Annotated in this window: 18 protein-coding genes; 11 read left to right on the forward strand and 7 right to left on the reverse strand. The window is 59.3% G+C overall.

The genetic code is table 11. From position 1 onward, the window contains the following. The first annotated feature begins 92 nt into the window (after positions 1 to 92). Genes CQ015_RS12770 through CQ015_RS12785 form a run of 4 tightly spaced genes read left to right on the forward strand, consistent with a single transcriptional unit; the run spans position 93 to position 3,685 of the window. Positions 93 to 734, forward strand: a complete 642-nt coding sequence (locus CQ015_RS12770; RefSeq protein ID WP_105569603.1) for an ABC transporter permease — start codon at positions 93 to 95, stop codon at positions 732 to 734. A gap of 49 nt (positions 735 to 783) precedes the next feature. Then, the gene (locus CQ015_RS12775; RefSeq protein ID WP_105552854.1) at positions 784 to 1,986 is read left to right on the forward strand and encodes an ABC transporter ATP-binding protein; all 1,203 of its coding nucleotides are present in this window, start codon (positions 784 to 786) and stop codon (positions 1,984 to 1,986) included. Then, positions 1,983 to 2,711: an ABC transporter permease gene (locus CQ015_RS12780; protein WP_105552855.1), complete on the forward strand. Its 729-nt coding sequence runs from the start codon at positions 1,983 to 1,985 to the stop codon at positions 2,709 to 2,711. Before CQ015_RS12775 ends, CQ015_RS12780 begins: the two co-directional genes overlap by 4 nt. After that, the gene (locus CQ015_RS12785) at positions 2,708 to 3,685 is read left to right on the forward strand and encodes a glycine betaine ABC transporter substrate-binding protein (RefSeq protein WP_105650267.1); all 978 of its coding nucleotides are present in this window, start codon (positions 2,708 to 2,710) and stop codon (positions 3,683 to 3,685) included. Before CQ015_RS12780 ends, CQ015_RS12785 begins: the two co-directional genes overlap by 4 nt. Before the next feature lie 184 nt (positions 3,686 to 3,869). On the opposite strand, the gene CQ015_RS19020 is transcribed toward CQ015_RS12785, so the two are convergent. Next, on the reverse strand, positions 3,870 to 4,028 hold the full coding sequence (locus CQ015_RS19020; RefSeq protein ID WP_181148386.1) for a hypothetical protein: 159 nt from the start codon (positions 4,026 to 4,028) through the stop codon (positions 3,870 to 3,872). A 225-nt stretch (positions 4,029 to 4,253) separates the two neighbouring features. On the opposite strand from CQ015_RS19020, the gene CQ015_RS12790 reads away from it, so the two are divergent. Further along, the gene (locus tag CQ015_RS12790; RefSeq protein ID WP_105650268.1) at positions 4,254 to 4,811 is read left to right on the forward strand and encodes a YceI family protein; all 558 of its coding nucleotides are present in this window, start codon (positions 4,254 to 4,256) and stop codon (positions 4,809 to 4,811) included. A 120-nt stretch (positions 4,812 to 4,931) separates the two neighbouring features. Here CQ015_RS12790 and CQ015_RS12795 read toward each other — a convergent pair whose 3' ends face one another. Together CQ015_RS12795 and CQ015_RS12800 are read right to left on the reverse strand one after the other, a co-directional pair. After that, positions 4,932 to 5,339: a DUF4190 domain-containing protein gene (locus CQ015_RS12795; protein ID WP_105650269.1), complete on the reverse strand. Its 408-nt coding sequence runs from the start codon at positions 5,337 to 5,339 to the stop codon at positions 4,932 to 4,934. Between the two features lie 51 nt (positions 5,340 to 5,390). Next, positions 5,391 to 5,735 carry a hypothetical protein gene (locus CQ015_RS12800; protein WP_105552859.1) on the reverse strand — a complete coding sequence of 115 codons (345 nt, stop codon included), beginning with the start codon at positions 5,733 to 5,735 and terminating at the stop codon, positions 5,391 to 5,393. A gap of 110 nt (positions 5,736 to 5,845) precedes the next feature. On the opposite strand from CQ015_RS12800, the gene CQ015_RS12805 reads away from it, so the two are divergent. Beyond that, positions 5,846 to 6,481, forward strand: coding sequence for a LysE family translocator (locus CQ015_RS12805; RefSeq protein WP_181150418.1), 636 nt, complete (start codon positions 5,846 to 5,848; stop codon positions 6,479 to 6,481). Here the strand turns inward: CQ015_RS12805 and CQ015_RS12810 are convergent. Next, complete coding sequence (locus CQ015_RS12810) at positions 6,478 to 7,641, reverse strand: MFS transporter (protein WP_258138484.1); 1,164 nt, start codon at positions 7,639 to 7,641, stop codon at positions 6,478 to 6,480. The two genes, CQ015_RS12805 and CQ015_RS12810, sit on opposite strands and share 4 nt — an antisense overlap. Positions 7,642 to 8,058: 417 nt before the next feature. Between CQ015_RS12810 and tcuA the strand changes: the two genes are divergently transcribed. After that, positions 8,059 to 9,549 carry an FAD-dependent tricarballylate dehydrogenase TcuA gene (gene tcuA, locus CQ015_RS12815; protein ID WP_105650270.1) on the forward strand — a complete coding sequence of 497 codons (1,491 nt, stop codon included), beginning with the start codon at positions 8,059 to 8,061 and terminating at the stop codon, positions 9,547 to 9,549. 81 nt (positions 9,550 to 9,630) lie between these two features. Next, positions 9,631 to 10,266 carry a GntR family transcriptional regulator gene (locus CQ015_RS12820; RefSeq protein WP_105650271.1) on the forward strand — a complete coding sequence of 212 codons (636 nt, stop codon included), beginning with the start codon at positions 9,631 to 9,633 and terminating at the stop codon, positions 10,264 to 10,266. 350 nt (positions 10,267 to 10,616) lie between these two features. Here the strand turns inward: CQ015_RS12820 and CQ015_RS12825 are convergent, their stop codons facing one another. From CQ015_RS12825 to CQ015_RS12835, 3 genes are read right to left on the reverse strand one after another with little or no spacing between them, the layout of a single operon-like run. After that, on the reverse strand, positions 10,617 to 11,249 hold the full coding sequence (locus tag CQ015_RS12825; RefSeq protein WP_105552863.1) for an LUD domain-containing protein: 633 nt from the start codon (positions 11,247 to 11,249) through the stop codon (positions 10,617 to 10,619). Beyond that, complete coding sequence (locus CQ015_RS12830; protein WP_105552990.1) at positions 11,246 to 12,697, reverse strand: LutB/LldF family L-lactate oxidation iron-sulfur protein; 1,452 nt, start codon at positions 12,695 to 12,697, stop codon at positions 11,246 to 11,248. The genes CQ015_RS12825 and CQ015_RS12830 overlap by 4 nt, the downstream gene beginning before the upstream one ends. 17 nt (positions 12,698 to 12,714) lie before the next feature. After that, positions 12,715 to 13,479, reverse strand: a complete 765-nt coding sequence (locus tag CQ015_RS12835; protein ID WP_105552864.1) for a (Fe-S)-binding protein — start codon at positions 13,477 to 13,479, stop codon at positions 12,715 to 12,717. 111 nt (positions 13,480 to 13,590) lie between these two features. On the opposite strand from CQ015_RS12835, the gene CQ015_RS12840 reads away from it, so the two are divergent. The 3 genes from CQ015_RS12840 (at position 13,591) to CQ015_RS12850 (ending at position 19,486) form a co-directional block, all read left to right on the forward strand. Continuing rightward, positions 13,591 to 15,303 (forward strand): L-lactate permease, encoded by a 1,713-nt coding sequence (locus tag CQ015_RS12840; protein ID WP_105650272.1) that lies wholly within the window; start codon positions 13,591 to 13,593, stop codon positions 15,301 to 15,303. A 28-nt stretch (positions 15,304 to 15,331) separates the two neighbouring features. Continuing rightward, positions 15,332 to 16,039, forward strand: coding sequence for a FadR/GntR family transcriptional regulator (locus tag CQ015_RS12845; RefSeq protein WP_105650273.1), 708 nt, complete (start codon positions 15,332 to 15,334; stop codon positions 16,037 to 16,039). A 246-nt stretch (positions 16,040 to 16,285) separates the two neighbouring features. Beyond that, on the forward strand, positions 16,286 to 19,486 hold the full coding sequence (locus CQ015_RS12850; RefSeq protein ID WP_181150420.1) for a DEAD/DEAH box helicase: 3,201 nt from the start codon (positions 16,286 to 16,288) through the stop codon (positions 19,484 to 19,486). The last annotated feature ends 3 nt before the right edge of the window (positions 19,487 to 19,489 follow it).

Genomic DNA, 19,489 nt, shown 5'->3' on the forward strand with positions numbered 1-19,489 from the left:
GCATCGCCACGTAAACTTGGGAGAAAAGCTGAGGCGAGGAACCTCCTCCGAGTCAGTGGTTGAAACGAAACTAAAGTGAAGCAGGTCTTAATGTGGGTGACTTTTTCGGCGAGCGATATCGCCAAATTCTATTCGCCTCTTGGCAGCATTTGTGGTTGGTAGCCCAGTGCCTAGTCCTGGCGACGATCATTGCCGTGCTGATCGCCGTATTGGTGTATCGCAGTAAATCTTTATCCGGAGTGGCCAACGGAATCAGCGCCATCGGGCTGACCATCCCATCTTTCGCACTGATCGGTCTGCTGATTGTGCCTTTCGGCTTCGGCGTCTTGCCGGCGGTGATCGTGGTGACATTCTTCGCCGCCCTTCCGATCCTGCGCAATGCCATTGTGGGGCTGAACAACATCGAACCCACCGTCGTCGAATCGGCGAAGGGCATCGGGATGAGCCGCATGAAAACGCTGATCTCCGTTGAACTGCCTATGGCCTGGCCGGTGATCCTCACCGGGGTCCGCATCTCGGCGCAGATGGTGATGGGCGTGGCGGCAGTGGTGTCCTACGCGCTGGGCCCAGGACTCGGCGGCTACATCTTCTCCGGCCTTTCCCGTCTAGGTGGCGCAAACTCCCTTGAATCCGTCATCACCGGCGTGGTCGGGGTCGTCATTCTGGCGCTCATTCTTGATTTGATCTTGCTCGGCATTGGCCGACTGACTACCCCGCGAGGTATCCGTGTCTGAAAATAAAGTCGAAACCAGTAACGAAAATAGCGTCACCGGGGCATCGATCATGCTTCAGGAGGTCACCAAGACCTACCCGGGCCAGAAGAAATCTGCGGTCGGTGGGCTCACCCTTGAGATCCCCGCCGGTTCGATCGTGATGTTTGTCGGCCCTTCGGGCTGCGGCAAAACTACCACGCTGAAAATGATCAACCGGTTGATCGAACCGACCTCCGGCGAGATCGTGATCAACGGCGAAGACGTCACCGACATGGATGGCGACGAGCTGCGTCGCCGCATCGGATATGTCATTCAGGCCGGAGGGCTGTTTCCGCATATGACCGTGGCGACAAATATCGCGATGGTGCCGAAGATGCTTGGCTGGTCCAAGGAGAAGATTGCCGCGCGCGTCGACGAGCTGCTGGAGTTGGTCTCACTGGACCCGGAGCTGTACCGCAACCGCTTCCCGAAGGAGCTCTCCGGGGGCCAGCAGCAACGCGTGGGCGTGGCCCGTGCACTGGCAGCAGACCCTCCGGTATTGCTGATGGACGAGCCCTTCGGTGCGGTCGACCCGATTACCCGTCAGCGTCTGCAAGATGAGCTGCTCAACATTCAGTCGGAAGTCCAGAAGACCATCGTTTGCGTGACCCACGACTTCGACGAAGCCGTGAAGCTGGGGGACTGGATCGCGATCTTCAATGAAGGCGCACAGCTGGAACAGTACGATTCCCCCGAGCGCATCCTGGCCAACCCCGCCAGCGAATTCGTGGAGAACTTCATTGGATCCGGTGCCGGCTTGAAGCAGTTGACGCTGACCCGCGTGCACGAGGTGGAACTGTCCGAAGCCATCACCACCACCGCCGGGAAGAACGCTTCCGAGGTGCTTTCGCAGCTGCAAGGCGCCGGACGGAAATATGCGGTGGTCCTGGATTCGCGCGGCCGCCCGTTGCGTCGGCTCACCCGGCGCCAACTCTCCCGTGCGGAGATTATCGATGGCACCTATGATCCGGATTTGCCGGTTGTCGGCGAGCAGGCGACCTTGAACGATGCGCTGGACACCATGCTGGTGGCAAGCACCGAATCTGCGTTGGTGACCGGGCGTCGCGATGTGCTTCGGGGCATCATCACGGTGCAGACGGTGATGGAAGCGATCTCTGCGAGCAACGCCAACCTGGACGATGACCACGATGCACCGGTAGGCCTGAACTCCGGCGCCATCAATGTGGCAGACATCCAGACGGACCGCGGTCAAACCGGCGGTGAATCTTCATGAATGCCGAAAAACGAGGGCTGATCTACCAGCTCCTTGGCATCGCCGCGGCCTTCGGCATCCTGGTGATCTGGTTGGTCACCGCGAACCTCACGGAAACCGAACGGCAGACGCTGGATCCGGCAACCATTTGGGGCTATACGCTGGATCACCTGAAAATCACGGTGATCTCAGCGGTGATCGTGCTGATCATTGCGATTCCGCTGGGCATCATCTTGACCCGTCCAGCGTTTCGCAAGGCGGCGCCCGGGGTGCGTGCCGTCGCCAACTTCGGCCAGGCGGCCCCGGCCATCGGCGTGGTCGTGCTGTTGGCCTTCTGGCTTGGATTCGGTCCGAATACGGCCATCGTGTCCTTGGTGATCTATGCGATCCTCCCGGTCCTTTCAAACACCATTGTGGGCTTGCAACAGGTCGATGAACGACTGGTGGAAGCCGGGCGCGGCATTGGCATGAGCCAGATGGCGGTCTTGTTCAAGGTCGAGCTTCCACTCGCGGTCCCGGTGATGCTCTCCGGCATCCGCACCGCCTTGGTGCTGCTGGTAGGAACCGCCACCTTGGCCACCTTCATTAACGGTGGCGGATTGGGAATTCTGATTACCACCGGGGTGAACCTGAATCTGAACGTGGTGCTGATTGCAGGTTCGCTGCTGGTGGCCTTGCTGGCATTGACCATCGACTGGCTTGGACGAGTCGTGGAACAGGTCGCCCGACCGAAAGGACTCTCATGAATCGGAAATTGAAACTTGGAGCCCTATCCTTCGCGGCCCTTTTAGGCCTGACAGGCTGCGGGCTGAGCCCCTCCACCGGCACGGTGCCCGATGCCAGCCCGGGAATCATTGAAGAAATTCCAGATCTGGCCGATGACGCCAAGGTCACCGTCACCTCGAAGGCATTCACCGAGCAATTGATCTTGGGAAAAATCTCGGTGATTGCCTTGGATGTTGCCGGTTATGACGTCACGGATCTGACAAATGTGCCCGGATCCCAACCGGCACGCGAGCTGTTGCTCTCCGGGGACGCCAGCGCCTTGTGGGAATACACGGGTACCGCATGGCTGACCTATCTGGGCTATGAAGAACCGGTAGCCGGTGCCGAAGAGCAGTGGGAAGCGGTGCGCGAGGAAGATGTGGCCAACGGCATCGTCTGGGGAGAACCGGCGCCGCTGAACAACACCTACGCCATGGCCATGAACCGGAAAGTTGCTGATCGCTTGGGCATCACCAAGCTTTCGGAAATGTCCAAACTTGATTCGGAAGAGCTGACCTTCTGTGTCGACCCGGAGTTCAACTCGCGCCGTGATGGGTTGACCCCGATGCTCGAGCACTACGGGATCGACCGCGGCAGCCAAGTCAAGGAAGAGAACATCGGTTTGTACGACGTGGGCGCCATCTACCAGGCAACCGCCGAGGGCGCTTGCAACTTCGGTGAGGTGTTCACAACTGACGGTCGCATCAGGGCGCTAGATCTTACGGTGCTGGAAGACGACAAGCAGTACTTCCCGAGCTATAACGCGGCCCCAGCGTTCAACGCCGAATTCTTGCACGAAAATCCCGGGGTCAAAGACGTGATGGCGCAGATTGCGCCAATGTTGACCGATGAGGTGCTGCTGGAACTGAACTACCAGGTGGATGTTGAGGGGCGCGAGCCCGCCGATGTCGCCTATGAATGGATGCTGAACGAAGGTCTTATTAGCGCACCTTAGTGAAGCAACCGACGTGATGGCCGTTCCAAGGATAGGTTCCTTGGAACGGCCATTTGCGGTTAATGACCCAGGCAAAACTTGCGCAGTGTTCACCCGCAGTTGGTTCGCCCGGTGGCCTTGCGCCGAGATACTGGATTAGTTAGCGTCCGGGGGCGCAAGATAGTTGTGTCGGTCCGGATGGTTTCTAGGAACCGTCGCGGGTACCGAACTTGCCGTCGACTTCGTCGGCAGACTTGGTGGCTTCGGCGGTAGTGGGGGACTCTTCCTGCCAGATCTCTTCCAGATCCGCGGCTAGTTCGGCTTCCTGCGCTTTTTTATTAGGTGCGTTCGGATCACTGGTCATGCGCCCAGTCTAGCCAGAATTACTGGGATCGGAGAGGGCTGAGTAGAAAAATTTTTGGAAATTAAATTACTAGTCAGAGCTGAAATGGCCCACCTGCTTTGAAATCGAGGAAAAGTTTATTGCGCGACATGGTTGACGCTTCAACTTAAATAGTGCAATACTGGTACCAGCAAAACAAATTGAAACGTCAACTACAGTGTTGGCGATGACGACAAGGAACTGAAAATGACTGTATCTGCAACTTCACCACTGACCGTCGGCGCCTGGACCCTGGACGCTTCGCACTCGGAAATCGGATTCTCGGTTCGCCACGCAGGTGTTTCCAAAGTTCGCGGCAGCTTCCAGGATTTCGAGGCAACCTTGAACGTTGGCCAGAGCCTGGAAGAGTCCTCGATCGAAGCTACCGTTCAGATCGCTTCGGTCAACACCAAGGATGCAAACCGTGACGGTCACCTGACAAGCACGGACTTCTTCAATGCCGAGGAATTCCCGGTTATGACCTTCAAGTCCACCGGCACCAAGGGCGACGCTGAGGACTTCGTTCTCGTTGGCGACCTGACCATCCGCGGCGTCACCAAGCAGGTTGAGTTCGCAGCTGAGCTCGGCGGCCAGGTGGTTGACGCCTTCGGCGCAACCCGTGCAGGCTTCTTCGCCTCCACCACCATCTCCCGCAAGGAATTCGGCATTACCTGGAACGCGGCTCTCGAAGCAGGCGGCGTTCTGGTCAGCGACAAGGTCAAGATCGAAATCGACGCTTCTTTCGTCCTGCCAACCGCAGAGTAAGCTCCCGAAGCCATCTATGGGGGATGGCGAAGGGCCGATACAGGCAGAGACCTGGCGATGCGCGAAAGCGCATCGCCAGGTCTCTGTCGTTAAACGTGCTAGGCGGAGGGCACGCAGAGATTACGAGAATTCGGAGTACATGGCATCGGTTCCGGCAAAGGTGACCGCCATGACGATCATCAAAATTATGTAGAGCAACCCGATAATTCCGAATATGGTCCCGATCCAGCCAGTCACCTTGCCGACCGTGGCGTCGGTGTTGAATTCCCGTTCGGCCCTTTTGGCCTTCGAAATGGCGATTGGCCCCAAGATGATGCCTACGACGAATAGCGAAATGATGCCCAAGATCATCGATGTCTGCGCCAACTGGGAACCTTGGGCATGCTGCTGCGGATAAGCGTATCCGGGGTAGCCCGGTGCTGCACCAAATTGCTGGTTCTGGCCAGGGGTCTGGTACGGGTACTGCGGCTGCTGGCCGGGATTTCCTGAGGTGTAGGGATTATTCGGTTCGTTGTTCGGGGTGCTCATGAGGGGTCCTTATTTATTTGAGAGAAAATGATTATCGTGTTTCTGCAGTCTTCACTGCTCTGGCATGCCTGAGCCGTAAATCGAGAACGGAAGTATGAAGAGGACCAAGAGGAAGTATCCTACGACCGCTAGCAGCTGCAACGCTCCCAGGATCAAGCCGATCATCCCGGTGACTTTACCGACGGTAGCTTGAACGCCGTAGGCGCGTTCGGCTTCGTTTCCTTTGATGATGGCGATCGGGCCGAGGATCACGCCCACGACAAAAAGCGAGAGAATCCCGAGAATCATTGAAGTTTGCGACAAGGCAACGCCAGGATGCGGCGGCGGGTAGTGTCCGTTGAACTGGGTAGCAGGATCTTGGTAACTGGGCTGCGGCCCATACTGCGGCTGTGACATTTTGCCTCTGCCTCCTATGTAGTGCACTTCTAATGCTAAGCCCGCGTCATGCATTAACACACTCTGGTGGCGAATTTCTATACTTAGAGATCATGACTTGGGCTTCGTTCTTGGCATACCTCGGCGTATGCGTAATGGTCACTCTCTCACCAGGGCCAGATACCTTCTTGGTCCTTCGCTTTTCGCTGGTACGCCAGCTCCACGGTGTCGTCGCGGCTCTCGGCATGGTGACAGCCATTTTCGCCTGGGCCACGCTGGCTGGTGCGGGTGCCGCATCGTTGATGCAGCGCTACCCCGTCATCGAATCGATCATTGCAATGCTTGGCGGTCTGTACCTGATGTACTTGGGGCTATCCGGGTTCCTGAAATCTCGCGCCGTCGCCAAAGCCGATAGCGCCATTGCGCGCACCGAAACGCGAGCCGGGGCTCGGATGCGGGGTCAAACCTTGCGCCGATCTTTTGTTGCTGGTGTGCTTTCGGCAGCGCTGAATCCGAAATTAGGATTGTTGTTTCTGGCGATGATGCCAAGCTTTATCCCCAAGGAATCGAGTACCCTGCTGTGGGGAATGGGCTTGGGCGCAATCTTTGCGGCGGTTGGATTTCTTTATCTATTGATATTGAGCGCAGTGGCATCCAAGGCGATGCAGTGGTTCAAGAAGCCAGAGATCACTCTTCGCTTGGAATGGACGGCCTGTGCAGCGCTTTTCCTTATGGGCATTGGAGTGCTGCTGAGCGCTTTCCTTTAGGCGAGCTGCCTTGCTAGCCAGCGGGCATGCAGCCAGGTCGCTGCGACAACCAAGACGATACTGAGCCAAAAGCCGATACCGAATATGCGCGAAAAGTTTCCCTGCTCAGCAAGGTCAGCCGTGAGGTAGGTAGCCGCCGAGGCCCCGAAAAACAGCGAGAACACAAACAGCGAAACAGTTGTGGCCCGCGCTTGCGGTGCTACTTCGGTGGCCCAACCTTGCATGGACGAATGCATGACCGCGTTGGCTACCCCGAGCAGGAACGCGGTACAGGTGAAAGCCGCAGGCGACGGAGCAAAAGCCGAAGGCGCAAAGCTCGCCCAAAGGACTACGCCACCGATGCCGATGAGCCACGTACGGGAAAACCGCGACACGAGCAAGCGCATGAGCCGCGCACCGAAAATCACTCCACCCGCGAATCCGCAACCAAGCAGGCCCGAGATCCAAATGCCGACGCCAGCATCTTGCAAGGCGGGAACTACATAGGCAAGCATCCCCATCAACAGCCCACCTTCGAGGAATACCGCCGCGTACAGGAGCAAATTCTCTGCGCCGAAGGCCGCCTTGAAGTTCCGAGCCGTGGCTTCCCGAAGCGGTTCGGCCACCCGGCGTAGGGTTGCCAGCGCCGCTATCGCGCCTAGGGCCGGAAGAAGAAACACCAGGCGCCAATCCACGAACGTGGCAAGGGCCCCAGCCACAAGCGTGGCCAAGGTAGTTCCCAACGAAGAATAAATTTGCAGATCTGACAGACCACGGGCCTTAGCCAAGCCAACTCGAGTATCACCGAGCAGGGTCAGCAGGGTCGGATACAGCGCACCAAACATGAAACCCGTAAATGACCGGGCGATCAATAGGGGGAAGAACTCGGTGAATACGCTGCTCGCAATCGCGCCAAGCACCACTCCGAACAGCGCGCACCGCAACACGGTTAGTCGACCAAGCCTATCGCTGGCCAAGCCCCACAGCGGTTGTCCCAAGGCGTAAAGCAGGGAATACCCCGCCACGAGTTCGACGGCTTGAGACAGCGTAAGCGCAGTCGCCAATGATAGTGCCAGAAACATTGGCGGGGTGGCATAACGATCGAAAAATGACAGGAACCCAACGAAGCGCAGGGCAGAGTCGGGCACCTGCTTGGTTGCTGCGGCCGGTGGTTTGCTCAAAGCTTTTTCCTATCTTCAACCCAATACCTATAACCACCCTATGTAACCAGAGATGCGCCGTACTGTTCGCGGGTATGACCTAGTGCGGCTGGACAGCTAAGCGAAGTCCCGGAACTAGGCGTCGAGCATTCTCTGCCCGGTGCTGAGCCCGGGCAGGGATCCATGGAGCCGCACCGGTGAGTACTCGCCGGAGGTGGGGTGTCGAACTGAATCGCGATCCGGTACCGCTGGCCGTCCGGAGTATCGCTGTCGCCGGAAGTAGCGCTCGAACTATTTGTGAACTTTAGTGGTTATTAATGTTCTTTTGTGTATACACTAATTAGGAATCAACGTTCAGACGTAGAATCCGGCTCCGCTTCGTGTGGTCTTCACACGGCCGGGGGCGCCGAATTCAAGAATTCCGAAAGGTCACTACATATGACGACTCCAGTCCAGGGAAAATCCACCAACGCCGCAGATGTGATCGTCGTCGGTGGAGGCAATGCAGCCCTCACCGCCGCACACGCCGCGGTCACGCGCGGCCGCAAGGTCCTGCTGTTGGAAAAAGCTCCGAAGGATCAGTTCGGCGGAAACAGCTACTACACCGCCGGCGCCACCCGCATCGCGCACAACGGTCTGGAAGACCTGCAGGATTTCATCGAATTCGACGAGCGCCACCAGCTCTCCGAGGTGCCGCCCTACACCGCGGAAGACTACGCAGGGGACATGGCGAAGGTCACCGAGGGGCGCAACGACAAGGAATTGACCGAGGTTCTGGTCACCGAAGCGGCACCGGGCTTGCGTTGGCTGAAGTCCCTGGGGCTGAAGTACCGCCTCATGTACGAGCGCCAGGCTTACTCCCGCGAAGATGGCACCTTCCTCTTCTGGGGCGGGCTGCATGTCGGGAACGTGGACGGCGGAGAAGGCCTGATGAAGGACCACCTTGCGGTGGCCGAGAAGCTGGGCACCGAGGTCCGCTTCGAGCAGGATGTCTTCGCGCTGATCGTTGAAGACGGCACGGTCAAGGGTGTCAAGGTCCGCCAGAGCGACGGCAGCGTGCAGGAACTGCGCGCCGAGTCGGTCGTGCTGGGAGCCGGTGGCTTCGAAGCCAGCCCTGAGCTGCGCAAGGAGCACTTGGGGGAGGGGTGGGAGAACGCGAAGGTCCGCGGCACCCCCTACAACCACGGTGCGATGATCCAGGCCGGACTGGAGATCGGCATTGCCAAGGGCGGAGACTGGAGCACCTGCCACTCGGTGCAGTGGGACGCATTCACCGCGCAGAACGAATCGAACCGTGAACTGACCAACCGCCTGACCCGCCAGTCCTACCCGTTGGGAATCATCGTCAACAACCGTGGCGAGCGCTTCCTCGACGAAGGGGCGGACTTCCGCAATCTGACCTACGCCAAGTACGGCCGCGAAATCTTGAAGCAGCCGGATTCGGTCGCCTACCAGATCTTCGACGCAAATTTGCGTCCGATGCTGCGTAGCGAAGAATACGAGATGCCAGGTATCTCCGAAGTCGTTGCCGATACCATCGAGGAGCTGGCCGCAAAGATCAATGTGGACCCCGCTTCGCTGACCAAGACCATCACCGAATTCAACGGCGCCATCGACACCAGCACCCCCTTCGACCCCAATGTGCTGGACGGCCGCGCCTCGAAGGTCAGCCCGGTCAAGAGCAACTGGGCCACCCCGTTGGCCACCGGCCCGTTCTACGCTTACCCGGTAACCTGCGGCATCACCTTCACCTTCGGCGGGCTGAAGGGGGACACCGAAGGCCGCGCGCTGAACGAGGAAGGCCAGCCGGTACCGGGCCTGTTCGTCTGCGGCGAGATGCTCGGTGGACTGTTCTCGGCCAACTACCCAGGTGGTTCGGGTCTTGCCGCCGGTGTCGTGTTTGGCCGCCGAGCCGGTAATCTGGCTTAAGGCATAGTGCAGTTCTCTCGCACGCGGCACCGCGTGCGAGAGAACTGCAGATCAATACTGTTGAACGCAGAATGGCGGGGCATGGCGAAGATCGATTCGGAAACGATTCACGCGCAGTTGAAGGAAGACCTGCTGCGCGGTGCCTTCGCGCCCGGAGATCCGTTGCGTGAGGTCGCGCTGGCCGAACGCTTCGGTGTCTCGCGCACCCCGGTGCGCGAAGCGCTCACCAGGTTGCTGCATGAGGGACTGCTCGAACGCCGCGCCCGCGGATTGTTCGTGCGCGAAATCGACCCGGAGCAGATCATGCAGGTTTACGACCTGCGCATCATGCTCGAAGGCCAAGCCGCTGCGGAGGCCGCGCGGAGTCGGACCGACCCGGACCTGGTCAGGCTCGAAGCGCTCGTTGAACGAGATCGGGCACTGGTCGATCCCGATGATTCAACGCGTTTGCTGACAAATATCGAGTTCCACCGCTCGCTTTGGCGTGCCGCGCACAATCCGGTGCTCGAAGACCTGTTGGAGCGCTTGGCAACGCATCAACTGCACGCCCCAACCTCGACGCTGTCGGTGGGATCCCGCTGGGCCGAATCCCTCGATGAGCACCAGCGCATCGTGGAGCTGATTAGTGAGCGCCGTGCCGACCAAGCGCAGGAGCAAGTCCGGACGCATATGTCGACGGCGAAGTCGATGCGCTTGAAAATGTTCTCCCACCTCTAAATCATTCACCCAAAATCTCGCCACTGGCGGGAGTCTTGGCGCTAATGCCCCGCCATGACAGCACTGGCGAGGAAACCGTTGACTCTCCCATGGCGCAACGCGACCGTTCGAGCAGCAAGATGCTGCGCGTTCTGATAACGGCTGGTCGAGCAATAGCACCGACTTGCAGGAAGTGCATTCCGCGGACCTGGTTGCCGGGCAGGAGAATGCTTCGCTATCCCCTGCCGAGCAACCCAAAGAAGTTGCAGCGACGGCAAAAGCTGGCAGGGCCGATTAATAGAATCGTGGCCGGATCCCCTTGGGATTTCAGGAACGGGATCCGGCCGCGATGGCTTTAATGAGTGTTTTTGCTACAGCCCGCGCACCAGCAGCACGTCCAGGGTGCGTGGTCCGTGCACGCCTTCCACCCGCTCCAGCTCGATATCGCTGGTAGCCGACGGGCCAGAGATCCAGGTCAACGGGCGGGTGATGGTCAGCCGGGGCATTGCTTCGGGAAGCAGCTGCACGATGCTGGACACCGGAACGATGCACAGGTGATGGTCCGGGACCAGTGAAATCGCGCGGCGCCCCTGGTTTGGTTCACCGTCGAGGATGATGGTTCCGGACTCGGCGATGGTGACTTGCGAGGAGGTCACCACGGCGCTGGTCTCATCCAGTTCGGCAACCGTAAGCCGTGACCCTGGGGCATCGGCAATCTGGGCGACACCCTGCGGCAGGTCAGCCAGCCACCGCTGATCCAGCCCATGCGGGAAGACCACCGAATTAGCGTCCTTCAGTTTCGCGGCGACAAGCTCGGGAATCTGCGCGTTGTCGATGACCTCTACTCCCGCCTTGTAATCGACCAGCCGGTCCACCAGCATTTCGATGAGCTCTTCCTCGGACATCTGCGAGGAGGTGCGGTACTCGCGGGGAGTTTCCTCGGCCACCGGCGCATCTGACAGCGCCGAACGGATGCGGCCTAGGATTTCTTCTTTGGCGCTCACTTGGACTCCTTTTCGTCGCTCCACCAGTCGCGGAAGGACTTGTTTGGCGGGGCGGGGATATCGCGGCTCTGCGTCCAGCCGGCCGCGATGCCCGGAAGCTTTTTGATCTTCTTATCCTTGCCGGCCATCAGGCGGCCCAGCGGCAGAGCCTTTTCAAGCAGGCCCAGGTTCTTGCCCTTGCCCAGTGCCCAGGAACCGCCCTTCATCATCAGGTCCATTTGGGTTGGGATCTTATGCGTCTCGCGTTTGGCATCCACGTCTTCGCCGCGCAGGTGCACGAGGATCTCGGGGATATTGATCTTCACCGGGCACGCGTCGTAGCAGGCGCCGCACAGCGAGGAGGCATAGGGCAGCGAACCGTTGTCCTCTGCCTCGATGCCGGTCATCAGCGGGGACAGGATCGCGCCAATCGGGCCGGGGTAGGTCGAACCGTAGGCGTGGCCGCCGGTGCGCTCGTACACCGGGCACACATTCATGCAGGCCGAGCAGCGGATGCAGTTCAAGGCGGTGCGGCCAAAGCGGTCCGACAGGGCGCGGGTGCGACCGTTATCCAGCAGCACGATGTGCACATCTTGCGGTCCGTCGTCGGCGCTGGCACCTGTCCACAGCGAGGTGTACGGGTTCATGCGCTCGCCAGTGGAGGAGCGCGGAAGCAACTGCATGAAGACTTCGAGGTCCTCCCACTTTGGCAGGACCTTCTCGATGCCCATGACGGTAATCAGGGTTTCCGGAAGGGTCAGGCACATGCGGCCGTTGCCCTCGGATTCCACGACGCCCAGGGTGCCGGTATCTGCCAGGGCGAAGTTCGCACCGGAGATCGCGACCTTGGCGGCCAGGAATTTCTTGCGCAGATGCGAACGGGCTGCCTCGGCCAGTTTGGCCGGCTCATCGGTGAGCTCCGGGTCCACCGAAGGCATTTCCTTCAAGAAGATATCTCGCACCTCGGTGCGGTTCTTGTGGATTGCCGGAACCAGAATATGGCTTGGCTTGTCGTTGCCCAGCTGAACAATGAGTTCGGCGAGGTCGGTTTCGAAGGCCTCGATGCCTTGAGTTTCAAGGTACTCGTTCAAACCGATTTCCTGGGTGGCCATGGACTTGACCTTGACCACCTCGGTGGAGCCGGTCTCCTTGACCAGCTCGGTGACGATCTTATTGGCCTCGGTGGCATCCCGTGCCCAGTGCACGGTGCCACCACGGGCGGTGAAGTTCTTCTCGAACTGGAGCAGCAGCTCTTCGACATTTGCCATCGCGTTGTTCTTGATGGCCGAGCCGGCATCGCGCAGTTCTTCCCAGTCGGGAAGTTCACCGACAACCTTCACCCGCTTGTCGCGAATGGTGTGGGTGGCATGGCGCAGGTTCTTGCGCATCTGGGTGTTGCCCAGCTCGCGGTGCGCGGCCTGGGGGAATGGCTCCTCTTCGAAAAGGTTGCCATGTCCCGCGGCTGGCATGCCGAGGAATACCTGAGTCACAGTGTCACCGTCTCTTCCATGGTGCTGGCCAGAATATCGGCCAGGTGCAGGGTCTTTGGTTTAGCCCCGGTGCGTGAGAGGCCGCCTCCGATGTGCATCAGGCAGGAGGCATCGCCCCCGGCGCAGGCCGAAGCACCGGTGGAGCAGATGTTCTTCATCTTGTCTTCGAGCATGGCCGTGGAAACGTCGGCGTTCTTCAACGAGAAGGTGCCGCCGAATCCGCAGCACTGATCCGCCTCGGGAAGCTCCTCGACGGTAATGCCTCCCACGGTTTTCAGCAGGTCCAGCTGGCGGTCGCCAAGCCCCAGCGAGCGCTTGCCGTGGCAAGAAGGGTGATAGGTGATGGTATCCGGGAAATAGCTGCCCAGCTGGTCGGCGGCATTGCTCACGCCGAGCACGTCAACCAGGAGCTGTGAAAGTTCGTAGGTGCGCTTGCCGACGGCAATCGCACGTTCCTTTAACTCGGGCTTGCCGAGCCGCTCTGCCAGATACGGGTGCTGGTGCTTAACAGAGGCAACGCAGGAGCCCGAGGGAGCTACCGCGACGTCGTAGTCGTCGGTGTCAAAGGCATTAATGTGGTTTTCGACCACGGGCAGGGCTTCAGGCATGTATCCGGAGTTGATGTGCATTTGCCCACAGCAGGCCTGGGCCTTGGGGAAAATGACTTCATGGCCCAAGCGTTCCAGGATTTTGACGGTCGACTTGGCGGTTTCGGGGTACATGGCATCCACGATGCATGTGGCAAAGAGAGCAATCCGCATAGTAAATAACTCTTTCAAAGTGTGGTCTGACCATACTATGTGTTCATCTTTGGATAAGTCAAGATTTGTTGTGATCGTACTCACCTTGTAATCTAGGTGGTCGGACCACGTATGGTCAGACCAACTTCGAGTAAGGACGCCCACACCGTGTTTACACCCTCCACAGATCCAGTTGCGGGAAGTGTAGCGATCTCTGCACTTGTTGCCTTGATCCCTCTTCTCACCTTCTTTGTTTTGCTGGCAGTAATCAAGACCAAAGCGCATATAGCCGGCCTTGGCTCGCTGGCAGTGGCCATCATCATCGCGATCTTCGGTTGGCATATGCCAGTTGGCATGGCATTGAACTCCGGGGTGATGGGCATGGTCTTCGGCGCCTTCCCGATCGTCTGGATCGTGGTGATGGCCATCTTCCTCTACCAGGTGACGGTGAAGTCCGGACGCTTCGAGGATCTGCGCCGCGTCTTTGACGTGATCGGTGGTGGCGACGTGCGTATCCAGGCCGTGCTGATCGCCTTCTGCTTCGGTGGCCTGCTCGAAGCGCTGGCAGGTTTCGGCGCACCGGTGGCAATTACCGCAACCATGCTGCTGGCTCTGGGTCTGGCTCCTTTGCGTGCGGCTTGCGCCGTCCTGATCGCCAACACCGCCCCGGTTGCCTTCGGCGCAGTGGCCATCCCGATCACCACCGCCGGTGCCCTGACCGGAATCCCGGCCACCGAGATCGGTGCGGTTGTGGGCCACCAGTCACCCCTGCTGGCGCTCTTTGTTCCGTCGATTCTGGTGCTGGTTATCGACGGCTGGCGCGGTATGCGCCAGACCCTTCCGGCGACCCTGACCATCGGCATTTCCTTCGGTGTGGCCCAGTGGCTCTGCTCGACCTACTTCTCCTACGAGCTGACCGATATCGTGGCCTCGCTCGTTGGCCTGGCCGCCGCAGTGATTCTGCTTCGCTTCTGGACTCCAAAGGGTGCCGACGAAGCGCGTGCGCGAGTGCTGACCGCGGAGGCTGCTGCCGAGCCGGTGGAGCACAACAAGAAGCTGCACGCCAACAACACCTGGATGGCCTTGTTCCCGTACCTGCTGGTGATCGTGATCTTCGGTATTGCCAAACTGTGGAAGCTGGGCGTTGACATTCCCGCGTGGCTGGCCAGCACCGATATCAAGTTCGGCTGGCCAGGACTGCATGGCAGCGTGGTCGATGCAGCGGGCGAGGCCGTACCCTCCACTATCTACAATTTCTCCTGGCTGTCCTCCCCGGGCACCCTGCTCTTGATCACCGGTGTGATCGTTGCATTCGTCTACTCGCGCAACACCGGCAACGGCAAGTACGCCATGACCTTCGGCGAAGGCATGGCAGAAGTTGGCAAGACTATCTACAACATGCGTTATGCGGCGCTGACGATCCTCTCGGTGCTGGGCCTGGCCTATGTGATGAACCTGTCCGGTCAGACCATCACCGTGGGCACCTGGCTCGCCGGTGCCGGTGGCGCCTTCGCTTTCCTTTCCCCAATCCTGGGCTGGATCGGTACCGCCGTGACCGGTTCGGATACCTCCGCCAACGCACTGTTCGCCAAGCTGCAGCAGACCGCCGGCGTCAACGCTGGCATCGACCCAACCCTGCTGGTTGCAGCGAACACCTCCGGTGGCGTGGTCGGCAAGCTCATCTCCCCGCAGAACCTGGCAATTGCCGCCACCGCGGTGAAGATGGAAGGCCAGGAATCGGTGATTCTCAAGAAGGTTGCCGGCTGGTCCGTAGGCATGCTGCTGGTACTGTGTACCCTGGTTTACCTCCAGTCCACGCCGATTTTGTCGTGGATGCTTCCGTAATCTAGTTCAAGGCTAAAATGGTCTTCTGATGTCTATTACTCCAGCCCCGCGTGCGTATCAAGTCGTCCTTGAGTCAATCGAGGCAGACCTCCGTTCCGGAAAACTCGCCATTGGGGACCAGCTCCCCGGCGAGCGTGCGCTCGCGGAGCAGCATCAGATTTCCAGAGCATCGGTTCGCGATGCCATCCGCGTTCTGGATGTGCTGGGCCTGGTCAGAACCTCGACGGGTTCCGGCCCGAACTCCGGCGCGGTTATCATCTCGAACCCGTCCGCGGGTATTTCCCAAGCTCTGCGCATGCACTTGGCAGCGAAGGGCATCAACGTTCGCGAAATAGTTGAATCCCGAATCTTGATGGAAACCTGGGCTGCCCAGATGAATCCGCGAAATCAGGCGCATGCCCAACAGGTCATTGACCGCACCGCGGTGCTGATCATGCGCATGGATGACCCGCAGCTTTCCCGCGACGCATTCCACCGGATCGATGCCGAATTCCACGTGTTGCTGGCCTCCATGGCGGGTAACTCGGTGGTGGAAACCATGATGGAATCTTTGCGAAACTCGATTAGCCAGTACGTCTCCGAATCAATTCCCGATGATGAGTCCTGGCAGCCGATCGTGCGGGTGCTCCGCCGACAGCACAAGGCCATTCACCACGCTTTCGCCACCAACCAGCGCGAACGTGCAGCGCAGCTGCTGGAAGAGCACATCACCTGGTTCTATTCGCAGACACGCTAAGGCACAAGGAATACCCCGGTAGCTAGCCCGCAAGTGGGAAAGCTACCGGGGTTACTAGTCTCCAGCGCAGGCATGCACTTTTTGATAAGTTCTCTGGCTTGTCGAGGTAAGAATGATTGGCACGACATAAAGCCCTGCGGAACTCGGCTATGCATCAGCTGGCCTAGGCACGAAGAATTTTGTCGGGCAAGCAAATAGACTTGAGGTACCGCTTCCCTCGGACCTGAGCCGCAACGAATGGTGGACATGGAATATACGCTGTCTTTTCCCGAGCTGAACCGTTACTTCGCTGCCCGAACGATGATGGAGGGCAGCCTCATCCATTCGTCGGGCGAGGTGAACCCGTACCGCTGGGTGCAGACCGGCGGGATGAGTCGTGTCCACGCCGACGTGGCCGACGCCGATGCGTTCATCCAGCTGGAACTGAATAATGGAAAAGTCCACTATGCTTTTAACTGCTCGGCCAAAGAACCAGCGGGACCATGCAAGCACATCGCCGCGCTGGGTCTGTACCTAACGCGTAACCCGGATGAGGAACTGACGGTCAACGATGACTCCAGCCTCGACGCCCACGACGGGTCGAGTCCGCGGCCGATTCCGCACTGGCAGCGATCCTTGCAAGCACTCTTGCCCGTGGCGGAACCCGAGGCCGATATCGTCGAACTGGGCATGCTGGTCTCGGTGGTTCATGAACGATATCGGCATGCTGAGTCCTATGACATCAAAGTGCGCCCGGCCCAACCGGGAAGCCGCTCGCCCTGGGTGCAAAGCGGCGTCTCATGGTCGAATCTGCAAAATGACAAGCGTTTCGATGAGACGCAACGCAAGGCAATGATGGAGTTGCACGGGCTGACGCTGCGACAGGGCGAAGCCTACTATTACAATCATTGGGGCAACGATTGGGTAACCCTCAACGCCCTGCCGGGTGAAGAGCTGGCGCACTGCCTGAAGAACATCCGCGATTCGGGTGTCGCGATCGTGGCCGCAAAGACGAAGGAACCCATCAACTTCCCGCAAGCGCCTGCCACGGGTTTTGTTGATTTTACGGAAGGTCCCGCCGGGCTCACCCTGGATCCCAAGATTTCGGCTCCAGAGGGATTCCCGAAATCCATGATCGCGCTGGGCAGGCCACCGGCCGCGGCCGTGTTCTCTGACGGGGCACCGGATAAGGGCGGCTCCTTGCATCTTGCCTGCTTCGAACCGGCGATTACCAACGAGCTCATAGATCTTATCCGCAATGGTCCGTTGGAAATTCCGGCGGATCAGATAGCCGAATTCAACCAATCGTTCTTGTCCCGGGTGCGTCTCGTTGCGCCGCTGAGCAGTACCGATGGAAGCTTTGACGTACCGGAACCGGCGCGGCCAATGCTGCGGCTTGAACTGCGGCATTCGCGCAACGAACTGACCGGAGAGTTCTCCTGGCAGTATGCCGATGCGGGGGTGCGCCAGCGGAAGACCGAACGGCTGATCGTCCGCAGCATCCTCGACAAGGTCGGGTCCGAGCACCCCTTGGTGCAGATGAACACGGGAAGCTTCGCGCCACTGAGCCTGGACACTAGCGCGAGCATCGATTTTGTGCTTGATACCTTGCCATTGCTGCGTGAACACCCCGATGTGCACGTCGATGAGCAGACCGCAGTGCCTGACTATCGAGTCGCCGAGGGGCAAGCTGTGGTACGCATCGGGGCCGGCGAATCGAGCACTGATTGGTTCGACCTAGACGTCGATATCAAGCTCGCCGACCAGGACATTCCCTTCGTCGAGCTGTTCAGCGCGCTCAGCGCCGGGGATGACTACCTGGTGCTGGAAGACGCGCGGGTGGTTCCCATCGACGGCGAGGAGTTCCATATCTTGCGCCAGCTCATTGCGGAAGCCGGTGAACTGGCGCAAAGCACATCCTCGGGAGTGCGAATGCACCGGTTGAGCATTGACTGGTGGCAAGAGCTGGTAGCGCTGGGCATTATCGAAGCTCAGGAAAATGAGTGGCTCACCGCGATGGCGAAGCTGACCGGGATGGATGGTCCGGAACCGGTTCAGGTCACCGAAACCTTTACCGCCACCTTGCGCGACTATCAGCAGCAAGGGCTCAACTGGTTGGACTTTTTGCGCCGCCATCAGTTGGGTGGTGTGCTCGCGGACGATATGGGACTGGGCAAGACGGTTCAGTTGCTCGCCGCACTGGACAAAGCCCGTCACGAGGATCCGGACGCCAAATATCTGGTGGTCGCGCCTACCTCGGTGGTAGGCAACTGGGCGAGCGAGGCGGCCAAATTCACGCCGCAGCTTCGCGCCACGGCGCTGGGCGAGACAAGCACCAAGCGCCGTTCTAGCGTGGCAGAGGCAATCGGCGATGCACAGCTGGTGATCACCAGCTACGCAATTTTCCGTCTGGATTTCGAGCACTTTGAAGCGATGGGCTTCTCGGTGTTGATTCTGGACGAAGCGCAAATGGTCAAGAACCACGCTTCCAAGGGATATAAGCAGGTTCGCCAGATTCAAGTGCCGTGCAAGTTCGTGGTCACCGGCACTCCGGTGGAAAACAACCTCTTGGAACTCTGGGCGCTGACTTCGTTAGCCGCCCCCGGCCTGCTCGGTGGGCTCAAGGCCTTCAAGGACAACTATTCCAAGCCCATCGCTTCGGGGGATGGCTCGCGAATGCAACGGCTGAAGAGCAGGTTGCGTCCCTTTGTCCTGCGCAGGACCAAGGAGCAGGTGGCCAAGGACCTTCCGGCGAAGACCGAACAGGTCATTTACGTGGACCTGGAACCGACGCACCGCAAAGCCTACGACCGGCGCTTCCAGCGTGTTCGCCAAGAGGTGCTGGGTCTGGTGCAAGACGTGGATTCCAACCGGTTCAAGATATTGCAGTCGCTGACCTTGCTTCGCCAGCTTGCCTTGGATCCCTCGCTTGTCGATGAAGGGACCGGACCAAGCGCGAAACTTGAACTGCTGCATTCGCTGCTGGAAGATGCGGTGGCCGAAGGCCATAAGATCTTGGTTTTTAGCCAGTTCACCTCGTTCTTGTCCAAGGCGCGCGGTGTTGCCCTGCACCTTGGCTTTGAAACCGGCTATCTGGACGGAAGCACCAGCGGGGCAAAGCGCCGAGAGCTAATCGATGATTTTGGGCTCGGCAAATTCCCGGTCTTCTTCATTTCGCTCAAGTCCGGAGGGTTCGGCATTAACCTCACCGCAGCGGACTACTGCATTTTGCTGGATCCGTGGTGGAATCCCGCGGCCGAAGCCCAGGCTATCGACAGGGCGCACCGCATCGGTCAGGATAAGCCGGTGTATGTGTACCGGTTGGTTGCGAAGGACACCATCGAAGACAAGGTCCTGGCTTTGCAGGCAAGGAAGACCCAGCTCTTCAACGATGTGCTGGGGGATTCGGACCAAATGGCGGCGGCTGCATCCCTGAATACCGAGGATTTCCTGGCGCTTCTCGAATAACCG

Origin of the sequence: Arthrobacter sp. MYb221 (genome assembly GCF_002979835.1) — a bacterium.
In the GTDB taxonomy this organism is placed as follows: Bacteria; Actinomycetota; Actinomycetes; order Actinomycetales; family Micrococcaceae; genus Glutamicibacter.

What these genes read in the sequence shown, in the direction of transcription:
- CQ015_RS12850 (WP_181150420.1), top strand. Translation starts at nt 16,286, where the DNA reads ATGGAATATACGCTGTCTTTTCCCGAGCTGAACCGTTACTTCGCTGCC.
- CQ015_RS12800 (WP_105552859.1), bottom strand. Translation starts at nt 5,735, where the DNA reads ATGTCACAGCCGCAGTATGGGCCGCAGCCCAGTTACCAAGATCCTGCT.
- CQ015_RS12845 (WP_105650273.1), top strand. Translation starts at nt 15,332, where the DNA reads ATGTCTATTACTCCAGCCCCGCGTGCGTATCAAGTCGTCCTTGAGTCA.
- tcuA (WP_105650270.1), top strand. Translation starts at nt 8,059, where the DNA reads ATGACGACTCCAGTCCAGGGAAAATCCACCAACGCCGCAGATGTGATC.
- CQ015_RS19020 (WP_181148386.1), bottom strand. Translation starts at nt 4,028, where the DNA reads ATGACCAGTGATCCGAACGCACCTAATAAAAAAGCGCAGGAAGCCGAA.
- CQ015_RS12835 (WP_105552864.1), bottom strand. Translation starts at nt 13,479, where the DNA reads ATGCGGATTGCTCTCTTTGCCACATGCATCGTGGATGCCATGTACCCC.
- CQ015_RS12820 (WP_105650271.1), top strand. Translation starts at nt 9,631, where the DNA reads ATGGCGAAGATCGATTCGGAAACGATTCACGCGCAGTTGAAGGAAGAC.
- CQ015_RS12790 (WP_105650268.1), top strand. Translation starts at nt 4,254, where the DNA reads ATGACTGTATCTGCAACTTCACCACTGACCGTCGGCGCCTGGACCCTG.
- CQ015_RS12780 (WP_105552855.1), top strand. Translation starts at nt 1,983, where the DNA reads ATGAATGCCGAAAAACGAGGGCTGATCTACCAGCTCCTTGGCATCGCC.
- CQ015_RS12775 (WP_105552854.1), top strand. Translation starts at nt 784, where the DNA reads ATGCTTCAGGAGGTCACCAAGACCTACCCGGGCCAGAAGAAATCTGCG.
- CQ015_RS12785 (WP_105650267.1), top strand. Translation starts at nt 2,708, where the DNA reads ATGAATCGGAAATTGAAACTTGGAGCCCTATCCTTCGCGGCCCTTTTA.
- CQ015_RS12840 (WP_105650272.1), top strand. Translation starts at nt 13,591, where the DNA reads ATGGTCAGACCAACTTCGAGTAAGGACGCCCACACCGTGTTTACACCC.
- CQ015_RS12830 (WP_105552990.1), bottom strand. Translation starts at nt 12,697, where the DNA reads ATGCCAGCCGCGGGACATGGCAACCTTTTCGAAGAGGAGCCATTCCCC.
- CQ015_RS12795 (WP_105650269.1), bottom strand. Translation starts at nt 5,339, where the DNA reads ATGAGCACCCCGAACAACGAACCGAATAATCCCTACACCTCAGGAAAT.